The organism is Micrococcus lylae NBRC 15355 (genome assembly GCF_001570885.1).
Classification (GTDB): Bacteria; Actinomycetota; Actinomycetes; order Actinomycetales; family Micrococcaceae; genus Micrococcus; species Micrococcus lylae.
Map to the genome: position 1 here is coordinate 1 of NZ_BCSN01000041.1, position 24,212 is coordinate 24,212.

The window sequence follows — 24,212 nt, forward strand, 5'->3', positions numbered from 1 at the left end:
GTGCTCAGCCTGCACCCCGAACGGGACTGGGAGCGGATGCAGCGCTCCCACCCGGACCACCTGGCCTGTGGCGAGGCCGTCGTCCGGGCCGCCTACCCGGCCGTCGAGAATCCGTACGCCTTCCCGGAGCTGCTCCGGGACGAGGGGCTGGAGGCCTTCCGCATCCGCCATCTGCTCCTCTACGCCGCGCCGCGCGCCCGGGTGGACACCGCCGTGGACGTCACCGGGCTGGAGGAGGCCAAGATCCGTGCGCTCGACGCCCACCTGTCCCAGCACCCCGACGTGGAGGGCATGCGCTCGTTCGTGCGCCGTCAGATGCGGGACGAGTTCGCGCTGGCCGGCGGCCGGGGCGACGGCTCGGCCGAGTCCTTCCACCTCGTCGAGGTCAACGGCGCGGACACGATCGCCGGCTTCTGACCCCTTCTGAACCGCCGTCCGCCCCGCGGCGGCTGCCTCAGCCGTCCATCGTCCACTTGCCGCCGTAACGGGGGCCGTCGTTGCCCGGGCGGAGGAGCACGGAGGAGTGCACATCGTCCGAGGGCTGCTCGGCGCCGGCTTCCGGCTCCACGGTCATGCCCACGGCCCCGTGGGCGTCGATGCCGTGGAAGGTCACCGGCTCGGTGAGGTCCTCTGCGGAGAACACGCCCAGCGACTGGGCCCGCTGGGACTCGTCCTTCGGGAGCAGCCACAGCTGGTAGGCCTGGCCCTGCGGCAGCGGACGCAGGCCCTCCAGCCGGACGTAGCCGGCGTCGATGTCGCGCGAGGTGGCCACCTGCATGGTGCCGCCGTCACGGGTGTCCACCGGCGTGGACGTGTAGACGTCGTCGGCGCGGTCGACCTTCTCCGGCAGCGTCGGGCCGGTCAGCAGGACGAGGGCGGTGACCAGGGCCGCGACCACCAGCAGCGCCGCGATGCCGACGACCGCGACCATGCGGCGGCGGCCCGTGGCCTCCTCCTCGGGGGAGTGCCGCACATCGTCGTGGTCCACGAGCGCCACGCCGATGTCCTGGGCGGGCAGACGGCGCAGGATGCGGTCCAGCAGCTCGGACGGCGGCTCCTCCTGGACGGAGCGGAACGCCCAGGTGACGGCGTTGCGGGCGGCGCGCAGGCGGGTACGCCACAGCGTGCCCTCGCTCGGGCCGCGGGCGGCGACGGATCCCTCGACGAGCGTGCGCTCGTCCGCGTCGAGGGCGTCGAGCGCGGCGACGTCGGCCAGCTCGAGACCTCGTCCGGCCTCCACGTCTGCGCGGACGGTGTCCATGAGCCCGGCGGCGCGGGGCGGGGTGGTGCTGAGGGGCCCCGTGAGGGTGCCGCGCTCCTGCTCGGCGTCCCGGTGGGCGGCCACGAGGGCCTGGACGCCGTCCCGCACGAGCTCCTTGGCACGGGCGGCGGGGACGCCCATCTCCTCGGCGAGGCGGCGGCAGGTGCGGCCCCCGAGCCAGGCCAGGGACACGGCGCGGTACTGCTCATCGGTGAGCGAGGCGCAGCTGAGGGGACGTTCGGCCGTGACGTCCTCGCTCTTGCCGGCGTTCTCCGGCAGCAGTCCGTGGCCCCGCTCCGGCAGGGAGTCGGTGCGGGCCAGGGTGGTGACCACGCGGTGGGCCAGGACCTCCAGCCAGGTGAAGACGGTGCGCTCCCGACGGCGGACGTCGTCGTCCTCGGTCACGTCCAGGTCGGTGTCCGGGGCCTCGTCCCACGCGGTGAGGTAGACGAGGGCGGTGGCCTCGGCGGCATCGGCCTCCGAGGCCAGCACGGACCGGGAGAGGGCATGGACCCACGACACCGTGGTGTCGTAGAAGGCGGCGAAGGCCGCGCGGTCGCCTTCGCAGCTCAGGCGGAGCAGCACGTCGAGCGACGGCAGGGCGTCGTCGTGGGGTCCGTTCTCAGCGGTGCAGGTCGCGTCCATGGTGTTGTCAGTCTAGGCGGGCGGACCCAGCGAAGCCGTGCTGACGCCACGCCTCGAAGGTCACGATTGAGGCGGCATTCGCGAGGTTGAGCGACCGGCGGGCCGGCTGCATCGGCAGACGCACCGTCTGCGTGATGCGCGGGTGGGCGAGGGCCTCGTCCGGCAGCCCGGTGGACTCGCGGCCGAAGAGCAGCACGTCTCCGGGGCGGTAGGCGACCTCGTCATAGCGTGCGTCGCCGCGGGCGGTGAAGGCGAAGACGCGGGCCTCCGGCAGGGCGTCCAGGGCGGCGTCGAGGTCGGGATGGGTCTGCACCACCGCGAGGTCGTGGTAGTCCAGGCCGGCGCGGCGCAGGTGCGCGTCCGCGAAGGTGAAGCCGAGCGGCTCCACCAGGTGCAGGCTCGTGCCGGTGATCGCGGCCAGGCGGATGGCGTTGCCCGTGTTCCCGGGGATCTCCGGGGTGTGGAACATCAGATGGAAGCCGGGCGTGCCGGGGGCGGGGGCGCGCTCGGCGGCCAGGTGCGGGTTCTCGGTGCGGCGAGGCGGGACGGTGGCGGACACGCCCTTCATGGTAGGCCGGTCCGCCGTCCCCGGCGTGCGGGTTTCCCGACGACGGCCGTTCGCCTCGTGACACCGCCTCGCCTCCGCAGAGGGAGGCTCAGCCGGGTTCAGTACAGCTGGTCCACGAGCAGGCCGAGCGCCGCCCGGTCCACGGTGTCCGGCGCGCTGCCGGTGCCGAGGAACAGGAGCAGCTCGCGGACCAGGTCCCGGCCGGCGGCGGGCGCCGCAGTGAGCAAGTCCTGCTGGGCGGCGGGGTCGTCGGCACCGCGGGCGCGGCGGATCACGGGGGCCAGGCGCTCGTCCCGGTCCGTCATCACCAGCACGAAGCCGCCGACCGTCACCTGCGGCAGGGACCGCTGGAGCGTCGTCATCGCCGGGCCCATCAGCGGCGGGGAGGCGGCGGAGCGGTGTGCGGACAGCTGCGCCCCGTCCCAGGTGTAGGTCCCGTCCGGCACCTGCATGGAGCCGATCAGTGCGAGCCGGTCGCCGCAGAGCACGGCATGGTCCACGTCGAGCCCCCGCTGGAAGCGTCCGCCCAGGCTGAGCCCGGTGAGGAAGCGGGCGGCCGGCAGCACCGGGGCGACGTCCGCGTCCAACAGGCGCAGCACCCGTGCCTGGCGGCGTTGGCGGTGCTCGTCCGGGAGCAGGCCGCGGCGCCGGGGCACCCCGTGCCAGCGGCGGGCCGAGCGGGCGGCGTCCAGGACCCCGTTCGGCACCGGCTCCGTCTGCAGCGGGGGGAGGTACCTCACCGGGCGCTGTGAGGGCGGGGGAGGGCCCGGGCGGGCCGAGGTGTCGGAGGCGCGCGCCGTCGTCGTGCCTCCTCCGCGGCCTCCGGCCGTGCCCCGTCCGGTGCGCGCACGGCCGGTGGGCGTGTCCGCGGCCGACAGGGAGAGGTCGTAGCGGCGGCGGGCCTCGGCGGTGCCGACGAGCTCCCAGGCCGCGCTGACGCGGCGGAACGCCTCGGGGCTGCCGCCGGCGTCCGGGTGCGCGCGGCGGGCGGCCCGGCGGTAGGCCCGGCGCAGCTGTTCCGCGTCCACGTCCGGGCGGACGGCGAGCACCTCGTAGGCGGTCTGCGGGCCCAGCTCGGCGGCGCTCATGCGTCGTTCCCGGACGGACGCACGTCGCCGGCGGCGCCGTCCTCCAGAGCGTCCGCGGAGCCCGCAGCGACGTAGCGGAGCAGCAGCATCGAGTCCTCGTGCAGCACGTGCACCAGGCGCAGGTCGAGCCCGATCGCCTCCGCGGCCGTGAGGATCCGCGGGCCGTCCCCGCCGACCAGCACAGGGGACAGGCTCAGCTGCAGCTCGTCGAGACGGCCGGCGGCGGCGACGGCGCCGAACAGGGACGGACCGCCTTCCCCGTGGACCACGCGGTGGCCGCGCGCGGCGAGCAGGGCCAGGGCGATCGCCGGGTCCACGTCGGTCTCGCCGGCGGCGAGCACGTCGGCGACCTCGGCGAGCGCTGCGGCCCGGTCGGCGTGGTCCCGCAGGGCGGCGGCGGAGGTGAGGACCACTGGCCGGCGCGGGGCGCGGAGGAAGAAGGGGTCGGAGGCGTCCAGGTGCAGGCCGCCGGACACCACGGCCACCTCCGGGTGCGTGTCCAGGCCGCGGGCGGTGCGCCAGGCGGAGGCCTCGGCGTCCACCAGCGGTCCGTCGTAGCCCTCCGCACGGACGGTCCCGGCGCCCACGAGGATCACGTCGGCATCCCTGCGGGCCAGGTCGAAGACCCGGTGATCGGCTGGGCTGCCGAGGCCGCCGGACCGACCGTCCACAGTGGCGGCGCCATCGGCAGAGGAGATGAACATCATCCGCGTCCACGGGCGGTCGGCGGGCCGGGCGGAGAGAGGGTCGTGCCCTGCGGATCCGGTGGAGCGCGGGCCGTCCGGGCCGTCCAGAGCGCCGCGGAGCCGGCGCGGCGCGGCGTAGAGCGCGAGCAGGTCCTCGTCCGTCAGGTCCTGCCCGGTCCCGGTCAGCGCCCTCATGCGCGGGGCTCCCAGTCCTCGTCCGCGGCCACGGCGGAAAGGTCGGGATCCCGATTCAGGTCCCCGGTGTTGTGGACGGCCAGGACGGGGTCGCGCCAGCCTGCGATGCACTCGACCATGCGGGCGGCGTCCACGGAGGGGCGGACCTGGTGCATGCGCAGGATGCGTGCGCCGCCGGCCACGCAGGCCACGGCGGCGGCCAGGGACCCGGCGAGACGCTGGGACTTCGGTCGGTGAAGCGACTCGCCCACGAAGTCCTTGTTGGAGACCGCGGCCAGCACGGGGAAGCCCAGGTCCGCGATCTCCTCCAGGCGACGGGTGACCTCGAGGGTGTGCACGGTGGTCTTGTTCAGGTCGTGGCCCGGGTCCACGATGATCTTCTCCGGCGCCACGCCCAGGGACACGGCGCGGTCAACGGTGCGCAGCAGCTGCTCGCGCACCTCGGCCACCACGTCGGAGTACTGCGGGCGGGGCACCACGGTGCGCGGCCCGGTGAGGTGGGCCAGCGAGTGGGTGACCACGAGGTGGGCGCCGTGCTCGGCGGCGACGCGGCCGAGGTCCGGGTAGTAGAGGCCGGAGGTGTCGTTGACGACGTCCGCGCCGGCCTCGAGGGCCGCCGCCGCGACCGCCGGCTGGAAGGTGTCCGCGGAGAGGATCGCGCGGGCGGCCTCCTCGCCGCCGTGCACGTCGCCGTCTCCTGCACGCAGGGCGGCGATCAGCGGGGCGACGCGCTCGGCCTCCTCGGCAGGGTCCAGCTCCTCGCCCGGGGCGAAGGGCACGCCCCCGACGTCCAGCCAGTCGGCGCCGTCGGCCGCGGCGGCGCGGGCGGCGTCCACGGCGGCATCGAAGGCGAAGGTCGCCCCGGCGTCGTAGAAGGAGTCCGGGGTCCGGTTGACCACCGCCATCACGAGCACGCGGGTGCGCAGGTCCACCTCCGTGTGGGCGAACCGGTGCACGGGATGCTTCAGGGCGGGGACGGGGAAGAGCACCCGTTCATTCAACCATCCGCACCGCACGGGGACCGTGCGACCCGAAAGGGCTGTGTGCCCCGGTGGTGGCGTGCCCCTCGCCCTGGTCCCCGTCCCTGCGCGCCTCGCTCGGCCGCTGTCCGACCCCGCCGGGGCGCCCGGACCCTGGGGGCGTCCTCGGCCACGCCGGGCGCGACTCCTAGACTGACGGGGTGACCACCCCGGACCGCGTGCACCTGGACCACGCCGCCACCACGGCGGTGCGGCTGGCCGCGCTGCAAGCCCTGACCGAGGCGGCCGCGCTGCCGGGCAACCCGGCCTCCCTCCACGCCTCCGGCCGCCGGGCGAAGCTGTGCCTCGAGCAGGCGCGGGAGCGCATCGCCGCGGCGCTCGGGGCGCACCCCACCGAGGTGATCCTCACGTCCGGGGGCACCGAGGCGGACAACCTCGCCGTCCAGGGGCTGTACCGGGCCCGCCGCGCCGCGGCGCCGGAGCGCACGCGGATCGTGCTGACCGGCATCGAGCACCACGCGGTCCTCGACGTGGTCGACTGGCTCGCCGCGCACGAGGGCGCCGAGCCGGTGCTCGTCCCGGTCGACGACGACGGGCGGGTCGACCTCGCCGCATGGGAGACCGCGCTGGCGGCCGCACCCGAGCAGACCGCCCTGGCCACGCTGATGTGGGCCAACAACGAGATCGGCACGGTCCAGCCCGTGGCCGAGGCCGCGCGGCTCGCGGCCGAAAACGGGGTTCCGATGCACACCGACGCCGTCCAGGCACTCGGGGCGGTGCCCGTGGACTTCGCCGCGTCCGGGGCCGCGAGTCTGGCCGTCTCGGGTCACAAGGTCGGCGCCCCCGTGGGTGTCGGCGCCCTGCTCGTGCGCCGGGACGTCACGCTGGAGGCGGTGCTGCACGGCGGCGGCCAGGAACGCCGTCTGCGGTCGGGCACGGTGTCGGTGGCCCTGGCCGCCGCACTGGCGGCCGCCGTGGCGGAGGCCGTCGCGGAGCAGCCCACCGAGGCCGCCCGTCTGGGCGGGCTGCGGGACGAGGTGATCGCCGCCGTCGACGCCCTGGACGGGGTGCGCCTGACCGGGCCGCGGGACCTCGACCCGGCGACGGGGACGCCGCTGCCGCCGGGGACGCGCAGGCTGCCCGGCAACGTCCACATCACCGTGCCCGGGCGGACGGCGGACGCGCTGCTGTTCTCCTTCGACATGGCCGGGCTTGACACCTCGTCCGGGTCGGCGTGCACCGCCGGGGTGGCCGAGCCGTCGCACGTGGTCGCGGCCCTGCCGGGGCGGACGGAGGCCGACGCACGGGCCACCCAGCGGTTCACCCTCGGTCGGACGACGACGCCGGCCGAGGCGGCCGCGCTCATCGACGCGCTGCGGACGCTGCTGGGGCCGGGCGTCTAGACTGGACCGCCCGTCCGTCGTCGAGAGAGGGGTCCGCCCGTGAAGGTCCTGGCCGCCATGTCCGGGGGAGTCGACTCCGCCGTTGCCGCGGCGCGTGCCGTGGACGCCGGGCACGAGGTGGTGGGCGTGCACCTGGCGCTGTCCCGCATGCCCGGCACCCTGCGCACCGGCTCCCGCGGCTGCTGCACCATCGAGGACGCCTCGGACGCCTGGCGCGCCTGCGAGCGGCTCGGCATCCCGTTCTACACCTGGGACTTCTCCGAGAGGTTCAAGGAGGACGTGGTGGACGACTTCGTGGCCGAGTACGCCGCGGGCCGCACCCCGAACCCCTGCATGCGCTGCAACGAGAAGATCAAGTTCGCCGCGCTGCTCGAGCGGGCCCTGCAGCTCGGCTTCGACGCCGTCTGCACCGGCCACTACGCCGCCGTGCGCCCCGGCCCGGACGGCACCCCGGAGCTGCACCGTGCCGCCGACGACGCCAAGGACCAGTCCTACGTCCTCGGCGTCCTCACCGCCGAACAGCTCGAGCACTGCCTCTTCCCGCTGGCCGACACCCCCTCCAAGGAGCTCGTGCGCGCCGAGGCCGCCGAGCGCGGGCTGTCCGTGGCGCAGAAGCCGGACTCCCACGACATCTGCTTCATCCCCGACGGGGACACCCGCGGCTGGCTCGCCGAGCGCATCGACCTGGCCCCCGGGGCCATCCTCGGCACCGACGGCGAGCGCCTCGGCACCCACACCGGCGCCCAGGCCTACACCGTGGGCCAGCGCAAGGGCCTGGCCATCGGCCGTCCCGCCCCGGACGGGAGGCCGCGCTTCGTGCTGGAGGTGCGGCCGAAGGAGAACACCGTGGTGGTCGGCGGCCGCGAGCTGCTGGACGTGGATCGCATCGAGGGCATCCGCCCCACCTGGGCCGGCGCACCGCTGCCCGAGGCCGCGGCGGGGGACTGGTTCGACTGTCAGCTGCAGTTCCGCGCCCATGGGGAGATCGTCCCGGCCCTCGCCCGGGTGGGCGACGGCGGCGAGCGCTGGCTGATCCGGCCGGAACGCCCGCTGCGGGGCGTGGCGCCGGGCCAGACCGCCGTGCTCTACCGCGGCACCCGCGTGCTGGGCCAGGTCACGATCGACCGCGCCCGGAACCGGGCCCTGGACGAGGCGCCGGGACCGGACGGGGAACGGACAGCGGAGCCGGACCGAGACCGGCCCGCGCAGTGAGACGGCCAGGACCGGGCCGCCCGCCGTTTGTAGGGTGGCTGGCATGAGCGCGCAGTACGACCCCCATGCCAGCTCCCTCGCCGGTTCCGCGGAGCCGGCCGTCCTTCAGGAGCTCTATGCGATCCGCGGGAGCATCGACAACATCGACGCGTCCCTGGTCTATCTGCTCGCCGAGCGCTTCAAGTTCACCCAGCGCGTGGGCCGGCTCAAGGCCGAGCACGAGCTGCCGCCCTCAGACCCCGGTCGTGAGACGGCCCAGATCGCACGCCTGAGGGCGCTCGCCGAGGACGCCGATCTCGAGCCCGAGTTCGCCGCCAAGTTCCTCAACTTCGTCATCGCCGAGGTCATCCGCCACCACCAGGCGATCGCCGGGGAGGAGCACGACGGGCAGGCCCGGCATGACGACTGATCCCGCCCCGACGACGGCACGCGACTCCGTCTCTCCGCTCGCCGTGGACCCGGCCGAAGCCGCCCGGCACGGGCCCGCCCCGGCGGCCGAGCCGGCGGAGCCGGGACGCGTGCGTGCCCTCGTGGGCGGCACCTGGCGGGGCCTGAACGCGGCCGAGGCTGCCCTGGCCACCCTCGGCGAGGCGGGGGACGCGCACTGGCCGCTGCTGCCCGAGCTGCCGGACCGTGGGCCCGGGGCCGAACCGGTCGGCCGCACCGCCGCACTGCTGCCGGACCTCGCCGTGGACCTGCAGCCGCACGGCTGGCGCATCAGCCCGCCCGGGGCCCGGAGCAACGGCATGGACCATCGCCGTGCCACCGCGCACCTGTCCGAGGACCTGCACCGTCTGGCGGACACTGCCGGCGCCGAGGGGATCGGGATCGACCGTCTCGCCGTCCGCGTCGTCGGGCCGCTGAGTCTGCTCGGGAGCCTGTGGCTGCCCGGCGGCGAGCGTGAGGCGGTGGACGCCGGTGCCCGCCGGGACGTGGCCGCGGCCTGGAACGAGGGCGTGGCAGGTCTGCTGTCTCGGCTTCGCACCGAGGCCGGTGCCCGCCGCACAGCCCTGTGGATCGACGAGCCCCTGGCCGCCGCGGTGCTCGCCGGAGCCCTGCCCACCGCGTCCGGGTACCGCACCGTGCGCTCCGTGCCCCGTGACGAGGCCCGGACCCACTGGCGGGCGGCCCTGGCCGTCCTCGCCGGGGAGGAGGCCCAGGCCTCGGGTGCCGCGCCCGCGCAGGTGTGGATCGACGCCGGCCGTCGTGGCTGCTCCGCGGAGGAGGGCCCCGGCCCGGCCGAGCTGGCCCTGCTGGCCTCCGAGGCCCTGCCGACGCCGGTTGCCCCCGCCGCGGACGACGGACGCAGCGGCTCGGCCGCCCAGACCGTGGGCGTGGCCGTGGACGCCCCGGACCCGGACGTCCCTGCCGGCCCCGCCGCCTGGGACGTCGTCGGCGGCTGGAGCGAGGCCGGCCGACCGCTGGCGATCCGGCACGTGGCCGGCCGCGGACCCGCGGCGCTGATGCGGGACGTCGAACGCGTCGGACTGGACCCCGCGCTGACCGTCGGCTGGACCCTGATGGGGCCGGCCGTCGTCGGGAAGGAGGCGCTGCGCCGGACGGCGCAGGCCGCGGACGAGCTCGAGGACCGCCGCACAGACCTGGCCGGCTGATGCTGCAGGTCCGTCTCAGCGCACGGTGACGGGCTGCCCGGCCAGGGGACGATAAGCTGGCCCACAGACATCGGGCGGGGCCGGGCAGGTCCTGCCGAGGCATCCCGTGCACAGGCGCAGGGGACCAGCAGAGGACTAGCAGAGGAGGCCCAGATGAGCCGAGCCACCATCCTGGTCGTGGACGACGACGAGGCCCTGGCCGAGATGATCGGCATCGTCCTGCGCAACGACGGCTTCGAGCCCGCGTTCGTGAAGGACGGTTCCTCCGCGCTTCCGACCTTCCGCGCGGTGCGCCCGGACCTCGTCCTGCTCGACCTCATGCTGCCGGGCATCGACGGCATCGAGGTCTGCAAGCTCATCCGTGCCGAGTCCGACGTGCCGATCGTCATGCTCACCGCCAAGTCCGACACCGCGGACGTGGTGCGCGGCCTCGAGTCCGGCGCCGACGACTACGTCCCCAAGCCGTTCAAGCCCGCCGAGCTCGTGGCCCGTGTCCGCGCCCGCCTGCGCGAGGGCGACTCCCGTGCCCCCGAAACCCTGAAGATCGGCGGCCTGGACATCGACGTGGCCGGCCACCAGGTCCGCCGCGGGGACGAGGTCATCTCCCTGACCCCGCTCGAGTTCGACCTGCTCGTCGCCCTCGCCCGCAAACCCTGGCAGGTCTTCAGCCGCGAGATGCTCCTGGAGGAGGTCTGGGGCTACCGCCACCAGGCCGACACCCGCCTGGTGAACGTCCACGTGCAGCGCCTGCGCTCCAAGGTCGAGCCGGACCCGGAGAACCCGACCGTCGTGCTCACCGTCCGCGGCGTCGGATACAAGGCCGGCCAGGGCTGAGGCCGTGGCCCAGGCCCTGGACCAGGAGGAACGGGACACCCGCACGTTGCCGGCCGCCGGAGTCGTCCCGGTCGTCGCCGAGCCCGAGCCGGTCCGGCGCTCCCGGCTGAACCCGCTGCACTGGCTCCACCGGCTGCGGCGCGCGTGGCGGCGGTCGCTGCAGCTGCGCACCTCCATCATGGTGGGTGTGCTCACCTTCGTGGCCTCGGGGCTGCTCGCCCTCTTCTTCGCCCAGCAGATCTCCGACGCGCTCGTCGAGGCCCGCTTCGAGCAGATCGAGGTCGATGCGAACCGATCCCTGGCCCAGGTCCGCGACACCTTCGCCCTGGCCGGGACCCCCGAGACGCCGCTGACCGACGTCATGGTGTCCCAGACCCTGCGCTCCCTCGAGGGCGACTCCTCCACGCTCGGCCGCCGGTTCATGCTCGAGCCCCTGCCGGACACGGACTCGGCCGACATCGGCCGTGTCTCCTCCTCGCAGCTGGACTCGGGATCGATCCCCGCCGACCTCAAGTCCGCCGTCGCCGCCGGCACCGGCGTCTACTACGCCCATATGGCGATGGAGGACGAGGGCGGGACGGTCCATCCGGCACTGGCCTTCGGCACCCAGGTGATCCTCCCGCCCGGTTCCGGCTACTCCCTCTACCTGGTCTACGACCTCTCCGACGTGCAGAACTCGCTGGACTCCGTGCTGCGCGTGCTCATGCTCTTCGGCTCCGGCTTCGTGCTGCTCAACGTGGTGGTCTCCGCCGCAGTGATCCGCCTCGTGGTGCAGTCCGTGCAGCAGGCCTCCCTGGCCGCCGAGACCCTCTCCCGCGGCAACTTCGAGGTCCGCATGCCGGTCCACGGCGAGGACGAGGTCGCCCGCCTCGGAACCTCCTTCAACCGCATGGCAGACAACATCCAGGACCAGATCACCCAGCTGGCCCAGCTGTCCCAGATGCAGCAGCGCTTCGTCTCCGACGTCTCCCACGAGCTGCGCACCCCGCTCACCACCGTGCGCATGGCCGCCGACGTCCTCTACGGCTCCCGAGACGACTTCGACCCGGTGAACCGCCGCTCCACCGAGCTGCTCTACCACCAGGTGGACCGCTTCCAGGCGATGCTGGCCGACCTGCTCGAGATCACCCGCTTCGACGCCGGCGCCGCCATGCTTGCCCTCGAGGAGACCGACCTCTTCGCGCTCTGCAACGACGTCATCCTCACCTCACAGCCCCTGGCCGACCGCGCCGGAGTGGAGGTCTTCGTGGTCCCGCAGGGCTCCAGCTTCCTGGCCCGCGTGGACCCCCGCCGCATCGAGCGCATCGTCCGCAACCTCGTGAACAACGCCATCGAGCACGCCGAGGGCCACCCCGTGGACGTCGTGGTCTCCGGAGACGGCGAGGTCGTCTCCGTCGGTGTGGTGGACCACGGCATCGGGATGTCCGCCGAGCAGGTCGAACGCGTCTTCGACCGCTTCTGGCGCGCCGACCCGGCCCGCACCCGCACCACGGGCGGCTCCGGGCTCGGCCTGTCCATCGCCACCGAGGACACCCGCATCCACGGCGGCAGCCTCGCCGCCTGGGGCGAGCTGGGCGTCGGCTCCTGCTTCCTGCTCACGGTCCCGTGCGACCAGCCCCCGGCCGGCGTCCCGCACTCCGAGGAGACGATGGTGGACCACGCCGCCCTGGCCCTGCCGCCCGTCTACGACGTCCGCGAGCGCCGCCTCGCCTCAGACCCCCACCGGCCGCTCATGGACGCCGGGGTCGACCGTCCCGACCCGGTGGGTCCGGACGAGGACGTGGACACCGGTGAGATCGACCGCACGCAGGAGCAGGCGCTGCGCGACACGTCCCGAGAGGAGGACCCACGATGACCGCAGAGACCGCCGCCGGGCGCCGCCGGCTCGCCCTCGCCGTGCTGGCCGCCGCCTCCCTGGCCCTGTCCGCGTGCGCGCAGGTGCCGACGTCCTCCCCGGTGGGCACCTCCCCACCGTTGGCAGGCGCCGAGCAGGAGCAGGACGTTCCGCTGTACGTCCCGGCCGGTCCGGTGCGCGACGCCGAGGCCCCCGAGATCATCCGAGGCTTCCTCGCCGCCGGAGTCGGTCCCCAGGACGACTACGCGATCGCCCGCCAGTACCTGACCGGCGACGCCTCCACGGACTGGGACCCCCACCGCCGCACGGTGGTCTACTCCTCGCAGCCGACCGTCACCCGCGTAGACGAGGACGGCACCTACCTCGTCCAGGTGGAGATCGACTCCATCGTGGACCAGAACGGCATCAGGACCGCGGTGCCCTCCGGCACCACCGAGGCCTGGGAGCTGACCGTCACCGACGTCGACGGGCAGCGCCGCATCAGCGCCGCCGAGGACGGGACGATGCTCTCCGGCTCCCAGTTCGCCGCGATCTATGCGCCGCACGAGCTGTACTTCTTCGACCCGACCTTCACCTATGCCGTGCCGGACGTGCGCTGGTTCATCAACCGGGGCACCACTGCCGCGGCGATGACCCGGGCCCTGCTGGCAGGGCCCGCGGAGCCCCTCGGCGGCGCCGTCGTCTCGGCCTTCCCCGCCGGCAGCGGCTCCCAGCTGTCCCGCCCGACCGTCCCGGTGACCGACGGCGTCGCCTCCGTCGACCTCGCCGCCTCGACGGTGGACGGCATGGACTCCGACCGCCGCGAGCGGCTGCGCCAGCAGATCGAGATGACCCTCGAGGGCCTGAGCACCGTCGAGAGCGTCGAGGTCACCGTGGACCTGGACCCGCTGGCGGTGGAGGGCGAGGCGGACCATCTCGACCCCGTCGAGGTGAACCCCTCGAAGGGCACCGTCCAGGTCGGCGTCGACCCGACCAACCGGACGCTCGCCTTCTTCCAGGGCCTCAGCGTGACCCCGGTCGGCGGGCTCCGGAACGTCTCGGCGCTCGACCCGGTCGAGCCTGCGATGAACCGTGCCCGCACCGACTTCGTGTTCCTCACCTCCGATCGAACGAAGATGTACCGTGCGGACACCGAGGGCACCCTGAAGCAGATCGTCTCAGGCATCTCCCTGACCCGCCCCACCGTGGACGGACTGGACTGGGCCTGGACGGTGGACTCCGGCAGCTCCTCCCGCATCCGGGCCGTCCCGCTGGGCGACCAGGAGGACGGCACCGCCCGTGAGGTCAGCACCCCCTGGCTGACGTCGGACGAGACCATCCGCGCCCTGCAGGTCGGACCGACCGGCACCCGGGCGGCGCTGCTCGTCGAGTCGGAGGGCACCATGAGCCTGCGCGTGGCCGGCGTGGTGCGCGGCGAGGACGGCGTGCCGTCCTCGCTCACCGACCCGCAGACGCTCGAGACGACCGTCCCCATGCGCGACGTCTTCTGGGTCGACGACGTCACGCTGGCGGTCACCGACTATGCCGACGACGCCGAGGACAAGATCGAACCGCAGGTGATCTCCCTCGACGGCACCCGTCGCACCCTGAACCCCCTCGCCGGCCTGACCGGGTTCTCCGCGGGGGACTCGCAGTCCTTCTACGCGGAGACCGAGAACGGCGTGTACCTGCTTCTGGGTTCCTCGTGGCGCAGCCAGGAGCTCACCCGCGCCGTCCGGGACCTGGCCTTCCCCGGCTGACCCGTCCGCCCCTCCTGCACAGCGCGCTGCGTCCCGCACATCGTTGGGGCCGGGGCCTCCGGCCGCGGCGAGGACGGGTGGACTGGCCCCATGTCCTCGCTGCTCGCCGACGTCATCGACCTGTTCCTCCCGGCCGACTGTGCCGTCTGCGCCGCACCGGGCCGGCGCCTGTGTCCCGACTGCACGGCGGCGCTGCGGCACGCCCTGTCCACGCCGGTCCGCATCGAGGAGCACGCGGCGGCCCTGCCGCTGGTCCTCACCGGTGCGCCCCTGCCGACGATCGTCGCCGGGCAGTACGCGGCACCGCTGTCCACCGCCGTGCTCGCCTTCAAGGACCACGATGCGCTGCACCTGCGCCGCCTGCTCGCACCGGGCCTGCTGCAGGCCGTCCATGCTGCCCTGGACGACCCGGACGTGCGGGCGCTCTGGGCGGCCGAGCACATCGCCGCGGGCCGTCTGGGCGAGCAGGCCCCACCGCTGGTGCTCGTCCCCGTCCCCGGCTCCCTGACCGGCCACCTGCGACGCGGCTGCGATCCGGTGGCCGAGCTGCTGGCGGCGCCGCTGCCCTGGCCGGCCGCGGTGCGCCGCGACGTGGTCCGGCCCGCCCTGCCCGGTGCGGCGGACCTGTTGGCGCCGGCGGCGGCCTCCCACGCGGGCGCCACCTCAGTGGCCCGGCGCCGTCGCCGGCGCGGCTGGCGGGTGGGCCGTCGGCTGGCCCCGGGGACCCCGGTCGTGCTGGTGGACGACGTGGTAACGACCGGTGCGACGCTGGCGGCACTGGCGCGTCAGGTCCGCAGAGCGGGCGGGGTGCCGGTCGCGGCTGCCGCGGTGGCCGGGGTGGCGCCCCCGGATTCGCCGTCGGCGGAACGCTCCGACGAGGCTGACGGCGAAGCTGACAGTGTGTCCTGCCTCACGTAGGGTGGAGGCACGGGATCGGTCTTCCGATCCCGCCCCGCCGGCGGCTGGAAGGAGTGAGACGCTCTCCACCAGCCGCCGTTGTGCTCTCCGGGTCCGGCCGAGGCCGGCGTGGGAGGGCCGCGGGAAGCGACAGGACGACCCTAGGAGGACGCCATGACCATCGATGTCAGCTTCATCGCCCGCAACATCACGCCGAGCGAGACCTACCGCGAGCACGTCCGTGAGCGTGTCGCCCGACTCGAGCACCTCGCCGCCGGCGCGGACTCCATCGAGGTCAAGACGTCCAGGCCTTCCAGCCAGCGCCACTCCGAGCAGAACGTGAAGGTGGAGGTCACCCTCCGCGGCAACGGCACCGTGGTCCGCACCGAGGCGGACGACGACGACAAGACGGTGGCCTTCGACAAGGCCTTCACGCGCCTGTCCGAGCGCCTGCGCCGGCTGCACGATCGCCGCAAGGACCGCCGCCGGCAGGCTTCTGTGGCCGAGGCCACCGCGGACATGGTCCCGGTCGACTCCAACGTCTCGCTCGTCGAGCAGGTCCTCGCCGCCCGCAAGGCGGAGGAGGAGGCCGCGGGCATGGACGTCCCCGAGGACACTCCCGTCCGCATCCGTGAGAAGACGTTCCCCGTCACGCCCATGACGGTGGATGAGGCCGTCGACGCCATGGAGCTCGTCGGCCACGACTTCTACCTGTTCCAGAACTCCGAGACCGGCGTGCCCGGCGTGGTCTATCGCCGGCAGGGCTGGCAGTACGGCGTCATCAGCCTCGACGAGTCGCTGCCGGCGGACCATGCGCCGGACGGCGGCCGTGAGCGCTTCTACGGCGAGAAGAAGGCGGACGCCGCCGAGTGAGCGGCACCTGCTCCGTGCCGGACGGCGCCCGCCCTGACCGGGACGGGCGCCGTCGCCGCGTCCGGACCGTGTCCGCGGCCCGTCGTGCCCTCCGGTGCACCGGGAGACCTGGCCCGGAGTCTGCGCGGGAACTGAGTGGCCGGCCCCGTCCGCGGGGCGCACGCCCGGCGCGGTCCACGTTCAGCGAACACTCGGCCGGCCGGACGTAGACTGTCACGCAGACCACGTTCCGGCGCAGGCCTCTATCCCGGGCACCACCATGCCCGCAGGCCCCCGCCGGTCCGCGCCCGACCGTGCAAGGAGCTGAAGAAGCCAGTGCCCTCGATCATCGACCGCATCCTCAAGATCTCGGACAACCGGGCCGTCAAGCGGCTGCGGGGCATCACGGACGCCGTCAATGTGCTCGAGGACGAGTTCCGGGCCATGACGGATGCCCAGGTGCGGGAGGAGACCGACCGCTTCACGGAGCGCCTCGCCGACGGCGAGACCCTCGACCAGATCCTCCCGGAGGCCTTCGCCGCGGTGCGCGAGGCCGCCGGCCGCACCCTGGGCCAGCGCCACTACGACGTGCAGCTGATGGGCGGTGTCGCCCTGCACCAGGGCAACATCGCGGAGATGAAGACCGGTGAGGGCAAGACCCTCGTCGCCACCGCCCCGGCCTACCTCAACGCCCTGACGGGCAAGGGCGTGCACATCGTCACGGTCAACGACTTCCTCGCCTCCTACCAGGCCGACCTCATGGGCCGCGTGTTCCGCTTCCTCGGCATGGAGACCGGCTGCATCGTCTCGGGCCAGGACCCGGCCACCCGCCGTCGGCAGTACCAGGCGGACATCACCTACGGCACGAACAACGAGTTCGGCTTCGACTTCCTGCGCGACAACATGGCGTGGTCGCTGGACGAGCTCGTCCAGCGCGAGCATCACTTCGCGATCGTCGACGAGGTCGACTCCATCCTCATCGACGAGGCCCGCACCCCGCTGATCATCTCTGGCCCGGCCCAGGGGGACGCGAACCGCTGGTACGGCGAGTTCGCCCGCATGGTCCGCCGCCTCGAGCGCGACACCGACTACGAGGTGGACGAGAAGAAGAAGACCGTCGGCGTCCTCGAACCCGGCATCGAGAAGGTCGAGGACCACCTCGGCATCCAGAACCTCTACGAGGCGCAGAACACCACCCTCATCCAGTTCCTCAACAACGCCGTCAAGGCCAAGGAGCTGTTCAAGCGGGACAAGGACTACGTGGTCCTCGACGGCGAGGTCCAGATCGTCGACGAGCACACCGGCCGCGTGCTGCCGGGCCGCCGCTACAACGAGGGCATGCACCAGGCCATCGAGGCCAAGGAGGGCGTGCAGATCAAGGCGGAGAACCAGACCCTGGCGACCGTCACCCTGCAGAACTACTTCCGCCTGTACGAGAAGCTCTCCGGAATGACCGGCACGGCCGAGACCGAGGCCGCCGAGTTCGCCAACACCTACAAGCTCGGCGTGGTCGTCATCCCGCCGAACAAGGAGAAGCGGCGCGTCGACAAGAACGACCTCGTCTACAAGAACGAGAAGGTCAAGTTCGACGCGGTGGTGGAGGACATCGCCGAGCGCCACGCCACCGGGCAGCCGGTGCTGGTGGGCACCACCTCCGTGGAGAAGTCCGAGTACCTCTCCAAGCTGCTCGCCAAGAAGGGCATCCGCCACGAGGTCCTCAACGCCAAGAACCACGCCCGCGAGGCCGCGATCGTGGCGCAGGCGGGCCGCCTCGGTGCCGTCACCGTCGCCACCAACATGGCCGGCCGCGGCACCGACATCATGCTCGGCGGCAACGCCGAGTTCTCCGCCGTCGCCCGCATGCAGGAGCTCGGCCTGGACCCCGAGACCGACTCCGAGGCCTACGAGGAGAAGTGGCCGCAGGTCCTCGAGGAGGCCCAGCGCGCGGTCAAGGAGGAACACGACAAGGTGATCGAGGCAGGCGGTCTCTACGTGCTCGGCACCGAGCGCCACGACTCCCGCCGGATCGACAACCAGCTGCGCGGCCGTTCCGGCCGCCAGGGCGACCCGGGCGAGTCCCGCTTCTACCTGTCCCTCACGGACGAGCTGATGCGCAACTTCAACCCGGGCGCAGCCCAGCGCATCATGAACTCCGCCGCGATCCCGGACGACATGGCCCTCGAGTTCAAGATGGTCTCCTCGGCCATCCAGAACGCGCAGGCCCAGGTCGAGGGCCGCAACGCCGAGCAGCGCAAGAACGTCCTGAAGTACGACGACGTGATGAACCGCCAGCGCGAGGCCATCTACGCGGACCGTCGCTCGATCCTCGAAGGCGAGGACCTGAGGGACAAGGTCCGGAACTTCGTCGAGGACGCGGTGGGCGCCATGGTAGACGCCGCGACGGAGGAGGGCACCGCCGCCGAGTGGGACCTGGACCAGCTGTGGACCGACCTGCGCACCCTCTACCCGGTGGGCATCACGCATGAGGAGGTCGTGGAGGAGGCCGGCGGCCTCTCGCGCCTGAAGGCCGCCACCCTCAAGCGCGAGCTCGCCTCGGACGCCCTGCTCGCCTACGAGGACCGCGAGGCCCAGGTCGGCGACGAGGCCCTGCGCGAGGCTGAGCGCCGCGTGGTGCTCTCGGTCATCGGAAAGAAGTGGCAGGAGCACCTGTACGAGATGGACTACCTCAAGGAGGGCATCGGCCTGCGCGCCATGGCGCAGCGCGAGCCGCTCGTGGAGTATCAGCGCGAGGGCTACCTGCTCTACCAGGCCATGATGGCCGGCATCCGTGAGGACTCCGTGCGCACCCTGTTCTCCGCCGACATCTCGGCGGCGCCGAAGCCGGTGTCCCTGCCCGGTGTGGCGGACGCCCGCGGCGCGACGATGCTGCCGCAAGTCAACGTGGAGGGTCTGGAGTCTCCGCGCCGCCCCGCACAGCTGCGCATGTCCGGTCCCGGTGAGGACGGCAGTACCGTGGTGCGCCGCGATCGTGGCGACGGCGTGGGCCAGGGCTCCGGCGAGACCGACGCGACCACCCAGTACAGCTCACGCCGCGAGCGCCGTCGGGCCGAGCAGGCCGCGAAGAAGAAGGGCCGCTGACCCGCTCCGGACGGTCCCGTCCGGAGCAGCCCGCCGGGGTCCACGCCCCTCCACGACGACGGTCCGTCGCCTCCAGGAGGCGACGGACCGTTCTCGTGTGTCCGGATGGGCGGGCGGCGGCTCAGCCGATCTCCACGGCCACCACGCGCCAGCGGCTCAGCCGGCGCTCCATGCGCAGCGCGATGGCCCGGACCCGGTCCCCGCAGCGGATGGAGGCGCTGGCCTCGACCCGGCCGGGGGCGACCTCGCAGACGCGGGCGCCGACGGGACGTGGCGGCTGGGCGGTGGTCATCCGTGCCCCGGTCCGCTCCAGCAGGGCGATGCGCCGGGCCACCTTGTCATAGACCGGCAGGTCGAGCCAGGCCGCCAGGTCGCGCAGATGCCGGCGGCCCACCTCCGCCTCCACACAGGCCAGTGCGATGACGCCCACGAGCGTCCGGACCGCGCGGTGATCCTCACGGCCCCGCTCGTCACGGGCACGACGGGTGAGCTCGGCCTGGCCGGGCAGGGTGCCTGCAGGCGCGGCCAGGGAGGACCAGCGACCGACGGTGTTCCGGACGGCGGCGGGGCTGCCGCCGACGGTGCCCCTGGCCGGGGGCCGCCCTCCCGGAGCGGGGGCCACGAGCGGTCGTCCTGACGAGAGGCGAGGCGCGCGGGGGCCGGCGGTCTCGGGGGTGTCGGTCATGTCGACGGCGGTCATCGTGTCCTCCTGGTGCTCAGGGATGGTCTGCGGTGCGGTCTGAGAGAGAGTCGCTCGGGTGATGCGGGTCATGGCCGGCCGTCCTCTGCGGGTGGGACGTGTCCGGTGTGCGGCGGGACCTCCAGGACGGTCCCCGTGTAGAGGACGTGGGGATCGTCACCGATGAGCTCCCGGTTGTGGCGATGCCACTCGCGCCAGCGGGCGTCGACCTCGAGCACGGTGGCGTCCGGCCCGAGCTCGGCGGCGGCCAGGTCCCACAGGCAGTCGCCGTCGACCACGGTCACGGTCGGGGCGGAGGTGTCGGCACGGCGCGCAGGCGCCAGGCCCGGGCCGGTGGGCGAGGGGGCGTCGGGCAGCCAGTGGACGGACGGGCCGTCTCCGGCGGTCTGCGCGGAGACGGGCGGCGCCGGAAGCCACGCGGCGGAGGGCGCGTCGTCCGCGGCGGCACCGGGGGCGAGGGCGATGTGGATCCCGAAGGCCGCTGCGGCCAGCCGCCGCAGCAGCGCCGGGCTGAACCGGGCCAGGACGTCGGCGTGCCTGCTTCCGCGGCGGGCCGCGACCACCCAGAGCGCGGTGCTGACCAGGGCGACGGCCCACGCGAGACAGAGGAGGAGGCCGAGGGCGGCACATCCCAGGGCGAGCAGCTGCTCGAGGCGTGCCGTGCCGGTCTGCGGGGCCGTCCCGGCCAGGCGGTCCGCCAGGGACAGGAACGCTGGCCCGGCGACCGTGCAGGCGGCGGCGGACAGCAGGTCTGCTCCTCGCAGCCGGCGGCCAGGCGTCGTCGCCGAGTCGTTCGCCGCGGCGGTCCAGGTGGAGGACGATGCGGCCCTCGGTGCGGTCACGGTCATGGTCTTCCCCTCCGGTGACGTCTCGGAGCCCGCGCTCCGATGTGTGATCGTGCCTATAGTCAACAGGTGGGGTCGAATGATGTCAAGAGCTGGAAGATGATCTCGTTTGATGTTCTTTGGTGATGTACGAGGCTGTGTGGGGGACGCGCCTCGGTACGCTGGCGGCATGAGGTGGGACGGACTCTTCGCAGACCTGGAGGCCCAGTGGGAGCGGCAGCTGCATGCGCAGACCCTCGCCGAGGCGGCGGAGCTGACCCGTGGCGAGTGGGCCGGCCTGCCGTTGGCGGCCCGCCTGCGAGGCGCCCGCGGGCGCCCGCTGAGGCTGCTGCTGCGTCACGGGCACCAGTGCGAGCTGACCGTGCAGGCTGTGGGGGAGGGGTGGATCGGCGGGCGGACGCCGGGCGGAGACTCCGTGTTGGTCCGGCAGGCGGCGATCACGGCGGTGGACGGCCCCTTGGCGGCGGCCGTCACCGCAGAGGGGCACCTCGGCGGTGGGCCGACCCTGGGTTCGGTGTTGCGCCGGGTGGCCAGGTCGCGCGCGGCGGTCGAGGTCGTGGGCCTGGACGGGGCCGTCGTCGTGGAGGGGACGGTGGACCGGGTGGGGGCGGACCACATCGACGTCGCCAGGCACGCCCGTGACGACGCACGCAGGGCATCGTCCGTGCGCGGGGTCCTCGTCGTGCCGCTGGAGGCCGTGGCCCTTGTGCGCACGGCCGGACACGCGCTCTGATCCGGCGGATCGGTCCCGGACCCGACCCGCGCTCGTGCAGGAGGGGCCGCTCAGGCCTGCTGGTCCTCCTTGGCCCACTGTTCCACCTTGCGGCGGGTCGCGGCGTACTGGTCCGCGATGAACTCCTCGAGGACCGTCTGCTCGATGCGCCACTGGCCTCGACCGCCGACCTGGATCGCCGGCAGCTCGCCGCTGCGGACCATCGCGCGGGCCTGGGACATCGAGACGTTCAGCGTCTCGGCGACGTCGGTCAGGGTCAGGAAGCGCGGCATGGTCACCTCGTTCGTCGTGTGGCGGGCGCCGCCGTGAAGATCGGGAGCCCGCCCGGGAGCGGTCCACACCATTGAACACCCTCCGTGCCGATCGGGCGGCCTGCGTCCACAGGCCCCGCTGTCCACAGGGGTGTGGCGTGGCTCGCATCGCCGGGTGACGCGTCAGTATGCTGGCGGGGCGTCTCCGACCCGGAACGGGGGTCGACGAGGGGGACGCGGGCCGCGACGGGAAGCGGCCCGACGACGCCATGAGGGGGAGGACCTTCCGTGCCCGCATCCACTGGGACCGAGACCGCCGCGCGCCTGCGCCGACCACGCTGGAGGGACCCGCGGCTGATCGTCGGACTGCTGCTCGTGCTGGCCTCGGTGGCCGGCGTCGTCGCCCTGCTGCAGTCGGCCGACCGCACCCAGGCCTACTGGGCGGCGAAGAAGGACCTGGCCCCCGGGGCACCCCTGGCAGAGCACCACTTCGTCCCGGTCGAGGCCAACCTCTCCGGGGCAGACGGACACTACCTCTCGGCGGACGAGCCGGCGCCCGTGGACAGCATGCTCCTCGCCGCGGTCCGCGAGGGGGAGCTCATCCCGGCAGGCGGCGTCGTGGAGGCAGACCCGCAGCAGCGCAGGCCGGTCGGCCTCAGCCTCGCCGAGCCGCTGCCCGCCGGCGTCGGCGTCGGAGACCGGGTGGACGTCTGGGTGGCGCTGCCCGAAGAGGAGGGGCGCGGCTACGCCCGCCCGGAGCGCATCGCCGAGCGCGTCGAGCTCTCGGAGCTGGTCGAGGACACCGGGGCGTTCGGCGCGGGGGAGGGCATCCGTGTCCAGGCCATGGTCGGCCCCGACCAGCTGCCGGAGCTGCTGGAGGCCAAGGTGCGCGACGCCCGCATCACCGTCGTCCCCACCCTTGGCGGTCACTGACATGCGGGTCTTCGTCGCGACCACCCTCGTCCCGGGACTGGACCTGGTGGGACCGCTCGAGCGCGTGCAGTCCGAGGTCACCGTCCTGCGGCGCGTGGAGGACGCCGCCGAGCTGCTCGCCGTCGCCCGCTCCGGCACCGTCGATGTCCTGCTCATGGCCGGAGACCTCGCGCCGCTGTCCCGGGGACTGCTCGGCGAACTCGACTCCCTGCCCCGTCCCGTCGGCCTCGTGGCGGTGTCCGAGGTCTCGGCCGATCGGACGCGGGCCCGTGCCCTCGGCGTCCGCACGCTCCGCGCCGACGTCGACCCGCTGGAGCTGGCGGACGCCCTCGCCGCCGCGGCTCGGGACGCGCAGACCGGCCTGCGCCACGTCCGCGAGGCGGAGGACCCGGCCGCGGACGACGCCGAGCCCCTGCCCGAGACGCTGACCGGGACAGGGCCGGAGGCCGGCCAAGGCCCGGAACAGGCCGCCGACCAGGGCATCGAGCAGAACGCCGTCGCGGACGGTGGTGCCGGCCGGCCCGGACATGCGGTGGGAGGACCCGGCATGACGGCGGACGCGGCGCAGGGCCGCGGCCGGTCCCCGTCCGGCACGGGCGGCGCCTCCGCTGACGGGGCCCCGGCGGGCGGTGCCGACGCATCCGAGGCACAGGATCCGGGGACCGTCGGCGAGGTCGGGTCCGAGGACACCGCGCCGGAGGAGTCCGGGAGCACAGGCGCGGCAGATCCTCGGCAGGTCCGTGCGGGGCGCCCGTCTGCCGGCGGCACAGAAGCCTCCGGCCCGGCCGCGACCCCGGACGCATCCGGGTCGGGTCGGCCGCGGGCCGGACGGATCACCGCTGTCTGGGGTCCGGCCGGGGCTCCGGGGCGGACCACCGTGGCCGTCAACCTCGCCGCCGAGGCCGCCGCACTGGGGGCCCGGGTGTTGCTCGTGGACGCGGACACCTACGCACCGGCGGCGGGGGTGCTGCTCGGGCTCACGGACGAGTCCGCCGGACTCGCCCAGGCCGCCCGGGCCGCGGACCGGGGACGGCTTGACCGCAGCGCCCTGGACAGCGCGGCCGTGCGGGTCCGGGCCGCCGGCGCGGACCTGTGCGTTTTGACGGGACTGACCCGGCCGGAGCGCTGGCCCGAGCTGCGCGGCGCCGCACTCGAGGAGGTGATGCGGTGCGCGCGTGAGGGCTGGGACGAGGTCGTGATGGACGTGGGCTTCTGCCTCGAAGAGGACGAGGAGCTCAGCTTCGACATCCCCGCACCCCAGCGCAACGGGGCGACCCTGGCCGCTCTCCGGGCCGCGGACCGCATCCTCGCCGTCGGCGGCGGCGACTCCGTCGGGCTGCCCCGGCTGATGCGCGGTGTGGACGCGCTCCGCGAGGCGGTGCCGGACGGCCCGGAGCCGGAGGTGGTGGTCAACAAGGTCCGTCCCGCAGCCTCCGGGACCGCGCCGCAGTCCCAGATCACCGCGGTCTGGCGGCGGTTCGGCCCGGGTCTGCCCATCACGGCGTTCCTGCCGGCCGACCCGGCGGCCTGCGACCGGGCCCTGCTCGGCGGTCAACTGCTCGCCGAGGCGGCGCCCAAGAGCCCCCTGCGGAAGGCGCTGCGCGAGCTCGCGGACCCGGGCCCGCCTCGGACGCCGGGTCCGGTCACCGTCCCGGGGAGTGCTCGCCGCTCGCCCCTGCGCCGACTCGGCACGGCCGTGGCCGCCGCGCTGCGGAGGGGACGCGCTGCGGGCGCTTCGGCGCCGAGGACCGAGGCAGGCCCGGCCGAACGGGCCGTGCCCTCCGTGGTGGAGGCCCCCGGAGAGGCGGCTGGGCGGGACTAGG

At 74.0% G+C, this 24,212-nt stretch carries 22 protein-coding genes; 14 read left to right on the forward strand and 8 right to left on the reverse strand.

What is annotated here, in order from left to right; all coding sequences use genetic code 11:
* Positions 1-417, forward strand: a 417-nt coding sequence (locus tag MLY01S_RS12665) for a PIG-L deacetylase family protein (RefSeq protein ID WP_373279964.1), incomplete at its 5' end; no start/stop codon positions are given.
* A 37-nt stretch (positions 418-454) separates the two neighbouring features.
* On the opposite strand, the gene MLY01S_RS08790 is transcribed toward MLY01S_RS12665, so the two are convergent.
* The 5 genes from MLY01S_RS08790 to folP all read right to left on the reverse strand — a co-directional run bounded on the left by MLY01S_RS08790 (position 455) and on the right by folP (position 5,432).
* The gene (locus MLY01S_RS08790; protein ID WP_067191264.1) at positions 455-1,906 is read right to left on the reverse strand and encodes an anti-sigma factor domain-containing protein; all 1,452 of its coding nucleotides are present in this window, start codon (positions 1,904-1,906) and stop codon (positions 455-457) included.
* Between the two features lie 7 nt (positions 1,907-1,913).
* The gene (locus tag MLY01S_RS08795; RefSeq protein WP_067191298.1) at positions 1,914-2,375 is read right to left on the reverse strand and encodes a tRNA (cytidine(34)-2'-O)-methyltransferase; all 462 of its coding nucleotides are present in this window, start codon (positions 2,373-2,375) and stop codon (positions 1,914-1,916) included.
* Between the two features lie 197 nt (positions 2,376-2,572).
* Entirely contained in the window at positions 2,573-3,562 is a 990-nt protein-coding gene (locus MLY01S_RS08800) for a DnaJ domain-containing protein (RefSeq protein WP_067191266.1), read from the reverse strand.
* Positions 3,559-4,443, reverse strand: coding sequence for a dihydrofolate reductase family protein (locus MLY01S_RS08805; protein ID WP_082740012.1), 885 nt, complete (start codon positions 4,441-4,443; stop codon positions 3,559-3,561). Before MLY01S_RS08805 ends, MLY01S_RS08800 begins: the two co-directional genes overlap by 4 nt.
* On the reverse strand, positions 4,440-5,432 hold the full coding sequence (gene folP / locus MLY01S_RS08810) for a dihydropteroate synthase (RefSeq protein WP_245232077.1): 993 nt from the start codon (positions 5,430-5,432) through the stop codon (positions 4,440-4,442). The genes MLY01S_RS08805 and folP overlap by 4 nt, the downstream gene beginning before the upstream one ends.
* Before the next feature lie 191 nt (positions 5,433-5,623).
* Here folP and MLY01S_RS08815 point away from each other — a divergent pair, with 191 nt between their 5' ends.
* From MLY01S_RS08815 to secA, 10 genes are all read left to right on the forward strand, one after another.
* Entirely contained in the window at positions 5,624-6,826 is a 1,203-nt protein-coding gene (locus MLY01S_RS08815; RefSeq protein ID WP_067191269.1) for a cysteine desulfurase family protein, read from the forward strand.
* Between the two features lie 39 nt (positions 6,827-6,865).
* Positions 6,866-8,038, forward strand: coding sequence for a tRNA 2-thiouridine(34) synthase MnmA (gene mnmA, locus MLY01S_RS08820; protein WP_067191271.1), 1,173 nt, complete (start codon positions 6,866-6,868; stop codon positions 8,036-8,038).
* Positions 8,039-8,081: 43 nt separating this feature from the next.
* Positions 8,082-8,447: a chorismate mutase gene (locus tag MLY01S_RS08825; protein ID WP_067191273.1), complete on the forward strand. Its 366-nt coding sequence runs from the start codon at positions 8,082-8,084 to the stop codon at positions 8,445-8,447.
* Positions 8,437-9,651: a hypothetical protein gene (locus MLY01S_RS08830; protein WP_135103258.1), complete on the forward strand. Its 1,215-nt coding sequence runs from the start codon at positions 8,437-8,439 to the stop codon at positions 9,649-9,651. Before MLY01S_RS08825 ends, MLY01S_RS08830 begins: the two co-directional genes overlap by 11 nt.
* A gap of 153 nt (positions 9,652-9,804) precedes the next feature.
* A complete protein-coding gene (gene mtrA / locus MLY01S_RS08835; protein ID WP_067191275.1) occupies positions 9,805-10,485 on the forward strand; it encodes an MtrAB system response regulator MtrA in 681 nt (226 codons plus the stop codon).
* 4 nt (positions 10,486-10,489) lie between these two features.
* Complete coding sequence (gene mtrB / locus MLY01S_RS08840; protein WP_067191277.1) at positions 10,490-12,340, forward strand: MtrAB system histidine kinase MtrB; 1,851 nt, start codon at positions 10,490-10,492, stop codon at positions 12,338-12,340.
* On the forward strand, positions 12,337-14,079 hold the full coding sequence (locus tag MLY01S_RS08845) for an LpqB family beta-propeller domain-containing protein (protein WP_067191279.1): 1,743 nt from the start codon (positions 12,337-12,339) through the stop codon (positions 14,077-14,079). The genes mtrB and MLY01S_RS08845 overlap by 4 nt, the downstream gene beginning before the upstream one ends.
* 90 nt (positions 14,080-14,169) lie before the next feature.
* Entirely contained in the window at positions 14,170-14,997 is an 828-nt protein-coding gene (locus MLY01S_RS08850) for a hypothetical protein (RefSeq protein ID WP_067191281.1), read from the forward strand.
* A 153-nt stretch (positions 14,998-15,150) separates the two neighbouring features.
* Complete coding sequence (gene hpf, locus MLY01S_RS08855; protein WP_067191283.1) at positions 15,151-15,849, forward strand: ribosome hibernation-promoting factor, HPF/YfiA family; 699 nt, start codon at positions 15,151-15,153, stop codon at positions 15,847-15,849.
* A 315-nt stretch (positions 15,850-16,164) separates the two neighbouring features.
* Positions 16,165-18,927: a preprotein translocase subunit SecA gene (secA, locus tag MLY01S_RS08860; RefSeq protein WP_067191286.1), complete on the forward strand. Its 2,763-nt coding sequence runs from the start codon at positions 16,165-16,167 to the stop codon at positions 18,925-18,927.
* A gap of 121 nt (positions 18,928-19,048) precedes the next feature.
* On the opposite strand, the gene MLY01S_RS08865 is transcribed toward secA, so the two are convergent.
* Both MLY01S_RS08865 and MLY01S_RS08870 read right to left on the reverse strand, forming a co-directional pair.
* Positions 19,049-19,699, reverse strand: coding sequence for an Rv3235 family protein (locus MLY01S_RS08865; RefSeq protein WP_067191288.1), 651 nt, complete (start codon positions 19,697-19,699; stop codon positions 19,049-19,051).
* Positions 19,696-20,475 carry a LysM peptidoglycan-binding domain-containing protein gene (locus tag MLY01S_RS08870; protein ID WP_067191290.1) on the reverse strand — a complete coding sequence of 260 codons (780 nt, stop codon included), beginning with the start codon at positions 20,473-20,475 and terminating at the stop codon, positions 19,696-19,698. The genes MLY01S_RS08865 and MLY01S_RS08870 overlap by 4 nt, the downstream gene beginning before the upstream one ends.
* 166 nt (positions 20,476-20,641) lie before the next feature.
* Between MLY01S_RS08870 and MLY01S_RS08875 the strand changes: the two genes are divergently transcribed.
* Positions 20,642-21,205: a hypothetical protein gene (locus MLY01S_RS08875; protein WP_067191292.1), complete on the forward strand. Its 564-nt coding sequence runs from the start codon at positions 20,642-20,644 to the stop codon at positions 21,203-21,205.
* 50 nt (positions 21,206-21,255) lie between these two features.
* Here MLY01S_RS08875 and MLY01S_RS08880 read toward each other — a convergent pair whose 3' ends face one another.
* The gene (locus tag MLY01S_RS08880; protein WP_425339231.1) at positions 21,256-21,549 is read right to left on the reverse strand and encodes a helix-turn-helix domain-containing protein; all 294 of its coding nucleotides are present in this window, start codon (positions 21,547-21,549) and stop codon (positions 21,256-21,258) included.
* Between the two features lie 195 nt (positions 21,550-21,744).
* On the opposite strand from MLY01S_RS08880, the gene MLY01S_RS08885 reads away from it, so the two are divergent.
* Positions 21,745-22,389: a CpaB family protein gene (locus MLY01S_RS08885; protein WP_067191294.1), complete on the forward strand. Its 645-nt coding sequence runs from the start codon at positions 21,745-21,747 to the stop codon at positions 22,387-22,389.
* Between the two features lies 1 nt (position 22,390).
* Positions 22,391-24,211, forward strand: coding sequence for a CpaE/TadZ family protein (locus tag MLY01S_RS08890; protein ID WP_067191296.1), 1,821 nt, complete (start codon positions 22,391-22,393; stop codon positions 24,209-24,211).
* Position 24,212: the final 1 nt, after the last annotated feature.

What these genes read in the sequence shown, in the direction of transcription:
- MLY01S_RS08790 (WP_067191264.1), bottom strand. Translation starts at nt 1,906, where the DNA reads ATGGACGCGACCTGCACCGCTGAGAACGGACCCCACGACGACGCCCTG.
- MLY01S_RS08795 (WP_067191298.1), bottom strand. Translation starts at nt 2,375, where the DNA reads ATGTTCCACACCCCGGAGATCCCCGGGAACACGGGCAACGCCATCCGC.
- MLY01S_RS08800 (WP_067191266.1), bottom strand. Translation starts at nt 3,562, where the DNA reads ATGAGCGCCGCCGAGCTGGGCCCGCAGACCGCCTACGAGGTGCTCGCC.
- MLY01S_RS08805 (WP_082740012.1), bottom strand. Translation starts at nt 4,443, where the DNA reads ATGAGGGCGCTGACCGGGACCGGGCAGGACCTGACGGACGAGGACCTG.
- MLY01S_RS08825 (WP_067191273.1), top strand. Translation starts at nt 8,082, where the DNA reads ATGAGCGCGCAGTACGACCCCCATGCCAGCTCCCTCGCCGGTTCCGCG.
- MLY01S_RS08830 (WP_135103258.1), top strand. Translation starts at nt 8,437, where the DNA reads ATGACGACTGATCCCGCCCCGACGACGGCACGCGACTCCGTCTCTCCG.
- mtrA (WP_067191275.1), top strand. Translation starts at nt 9,805, where the DNA reads ATGAGCCGAGCCACCATCCTGGTCGTGGACGACGACGAGGCCCTGGCC.
- MLY01S_RS08845 (WP_067191279.1), top strand. Translation starts at nt 12,337, where the DNA reads ATGACCGCAGAGACCGCCGCCGGGCGCCGCCGGCTCGCCCTCGCCGTG.
- MLY01S_RS08850 (WP_067191281.1), top strand. Translation starts at nt 14,170, where the DNA reads ATGTCCTCGCTGCTCGCCGACGTCATCGACCTGTTCCTCCCGGCCGAC.
- hpf (WP_067191283.1), top strand. Translation starts at nt 15,151, where the DNA reads ATGACCATCGATGTCAGCTTCATCGCCCGCAACATCACGCCGAGCGAG.
- MLY01S_RS08865 (WP_067191288.1), bottom strand. Translation starts at nt 19,699, where the DNA reads ATGACCCGCATCACCCGAGCGACTCTCTCTCAGACCGCACCGCAGACC.
- MLY01S_RS08870 (WP_067191290.1), bottom strand. Translation starts at nt 20,475, where the DNA reads ATGACCGTGACCGCACCGAGGGCCGCATCGTCCTCCACCTGGACCGCC.
- MLY01S_RS08875 (WP_067191292.1), top strand. Translation starts at nt 20,642, where the DNA reads ATGAGGTGGGACGGACTCTTCGCAGACCTGGAGGCCCAGTGGGAGCGG.
- MLY01S_RS08880 (WP_425339231.1), bottom strand. Translation starts at nt 21,549, where the DNA reads ATGGTGTGGACCGCTCCCGGGCGGGCTCCCGATCTTCACGGCGGCGCC.
- MLY01S_RS08890 (WP_067191296.1), top strand. Translation starts at nt 22,391, where the DNA reads ATGCGGGTCTTCGTCGCGACCACCCTCGTCCCGGGACTGGACCTGGTG.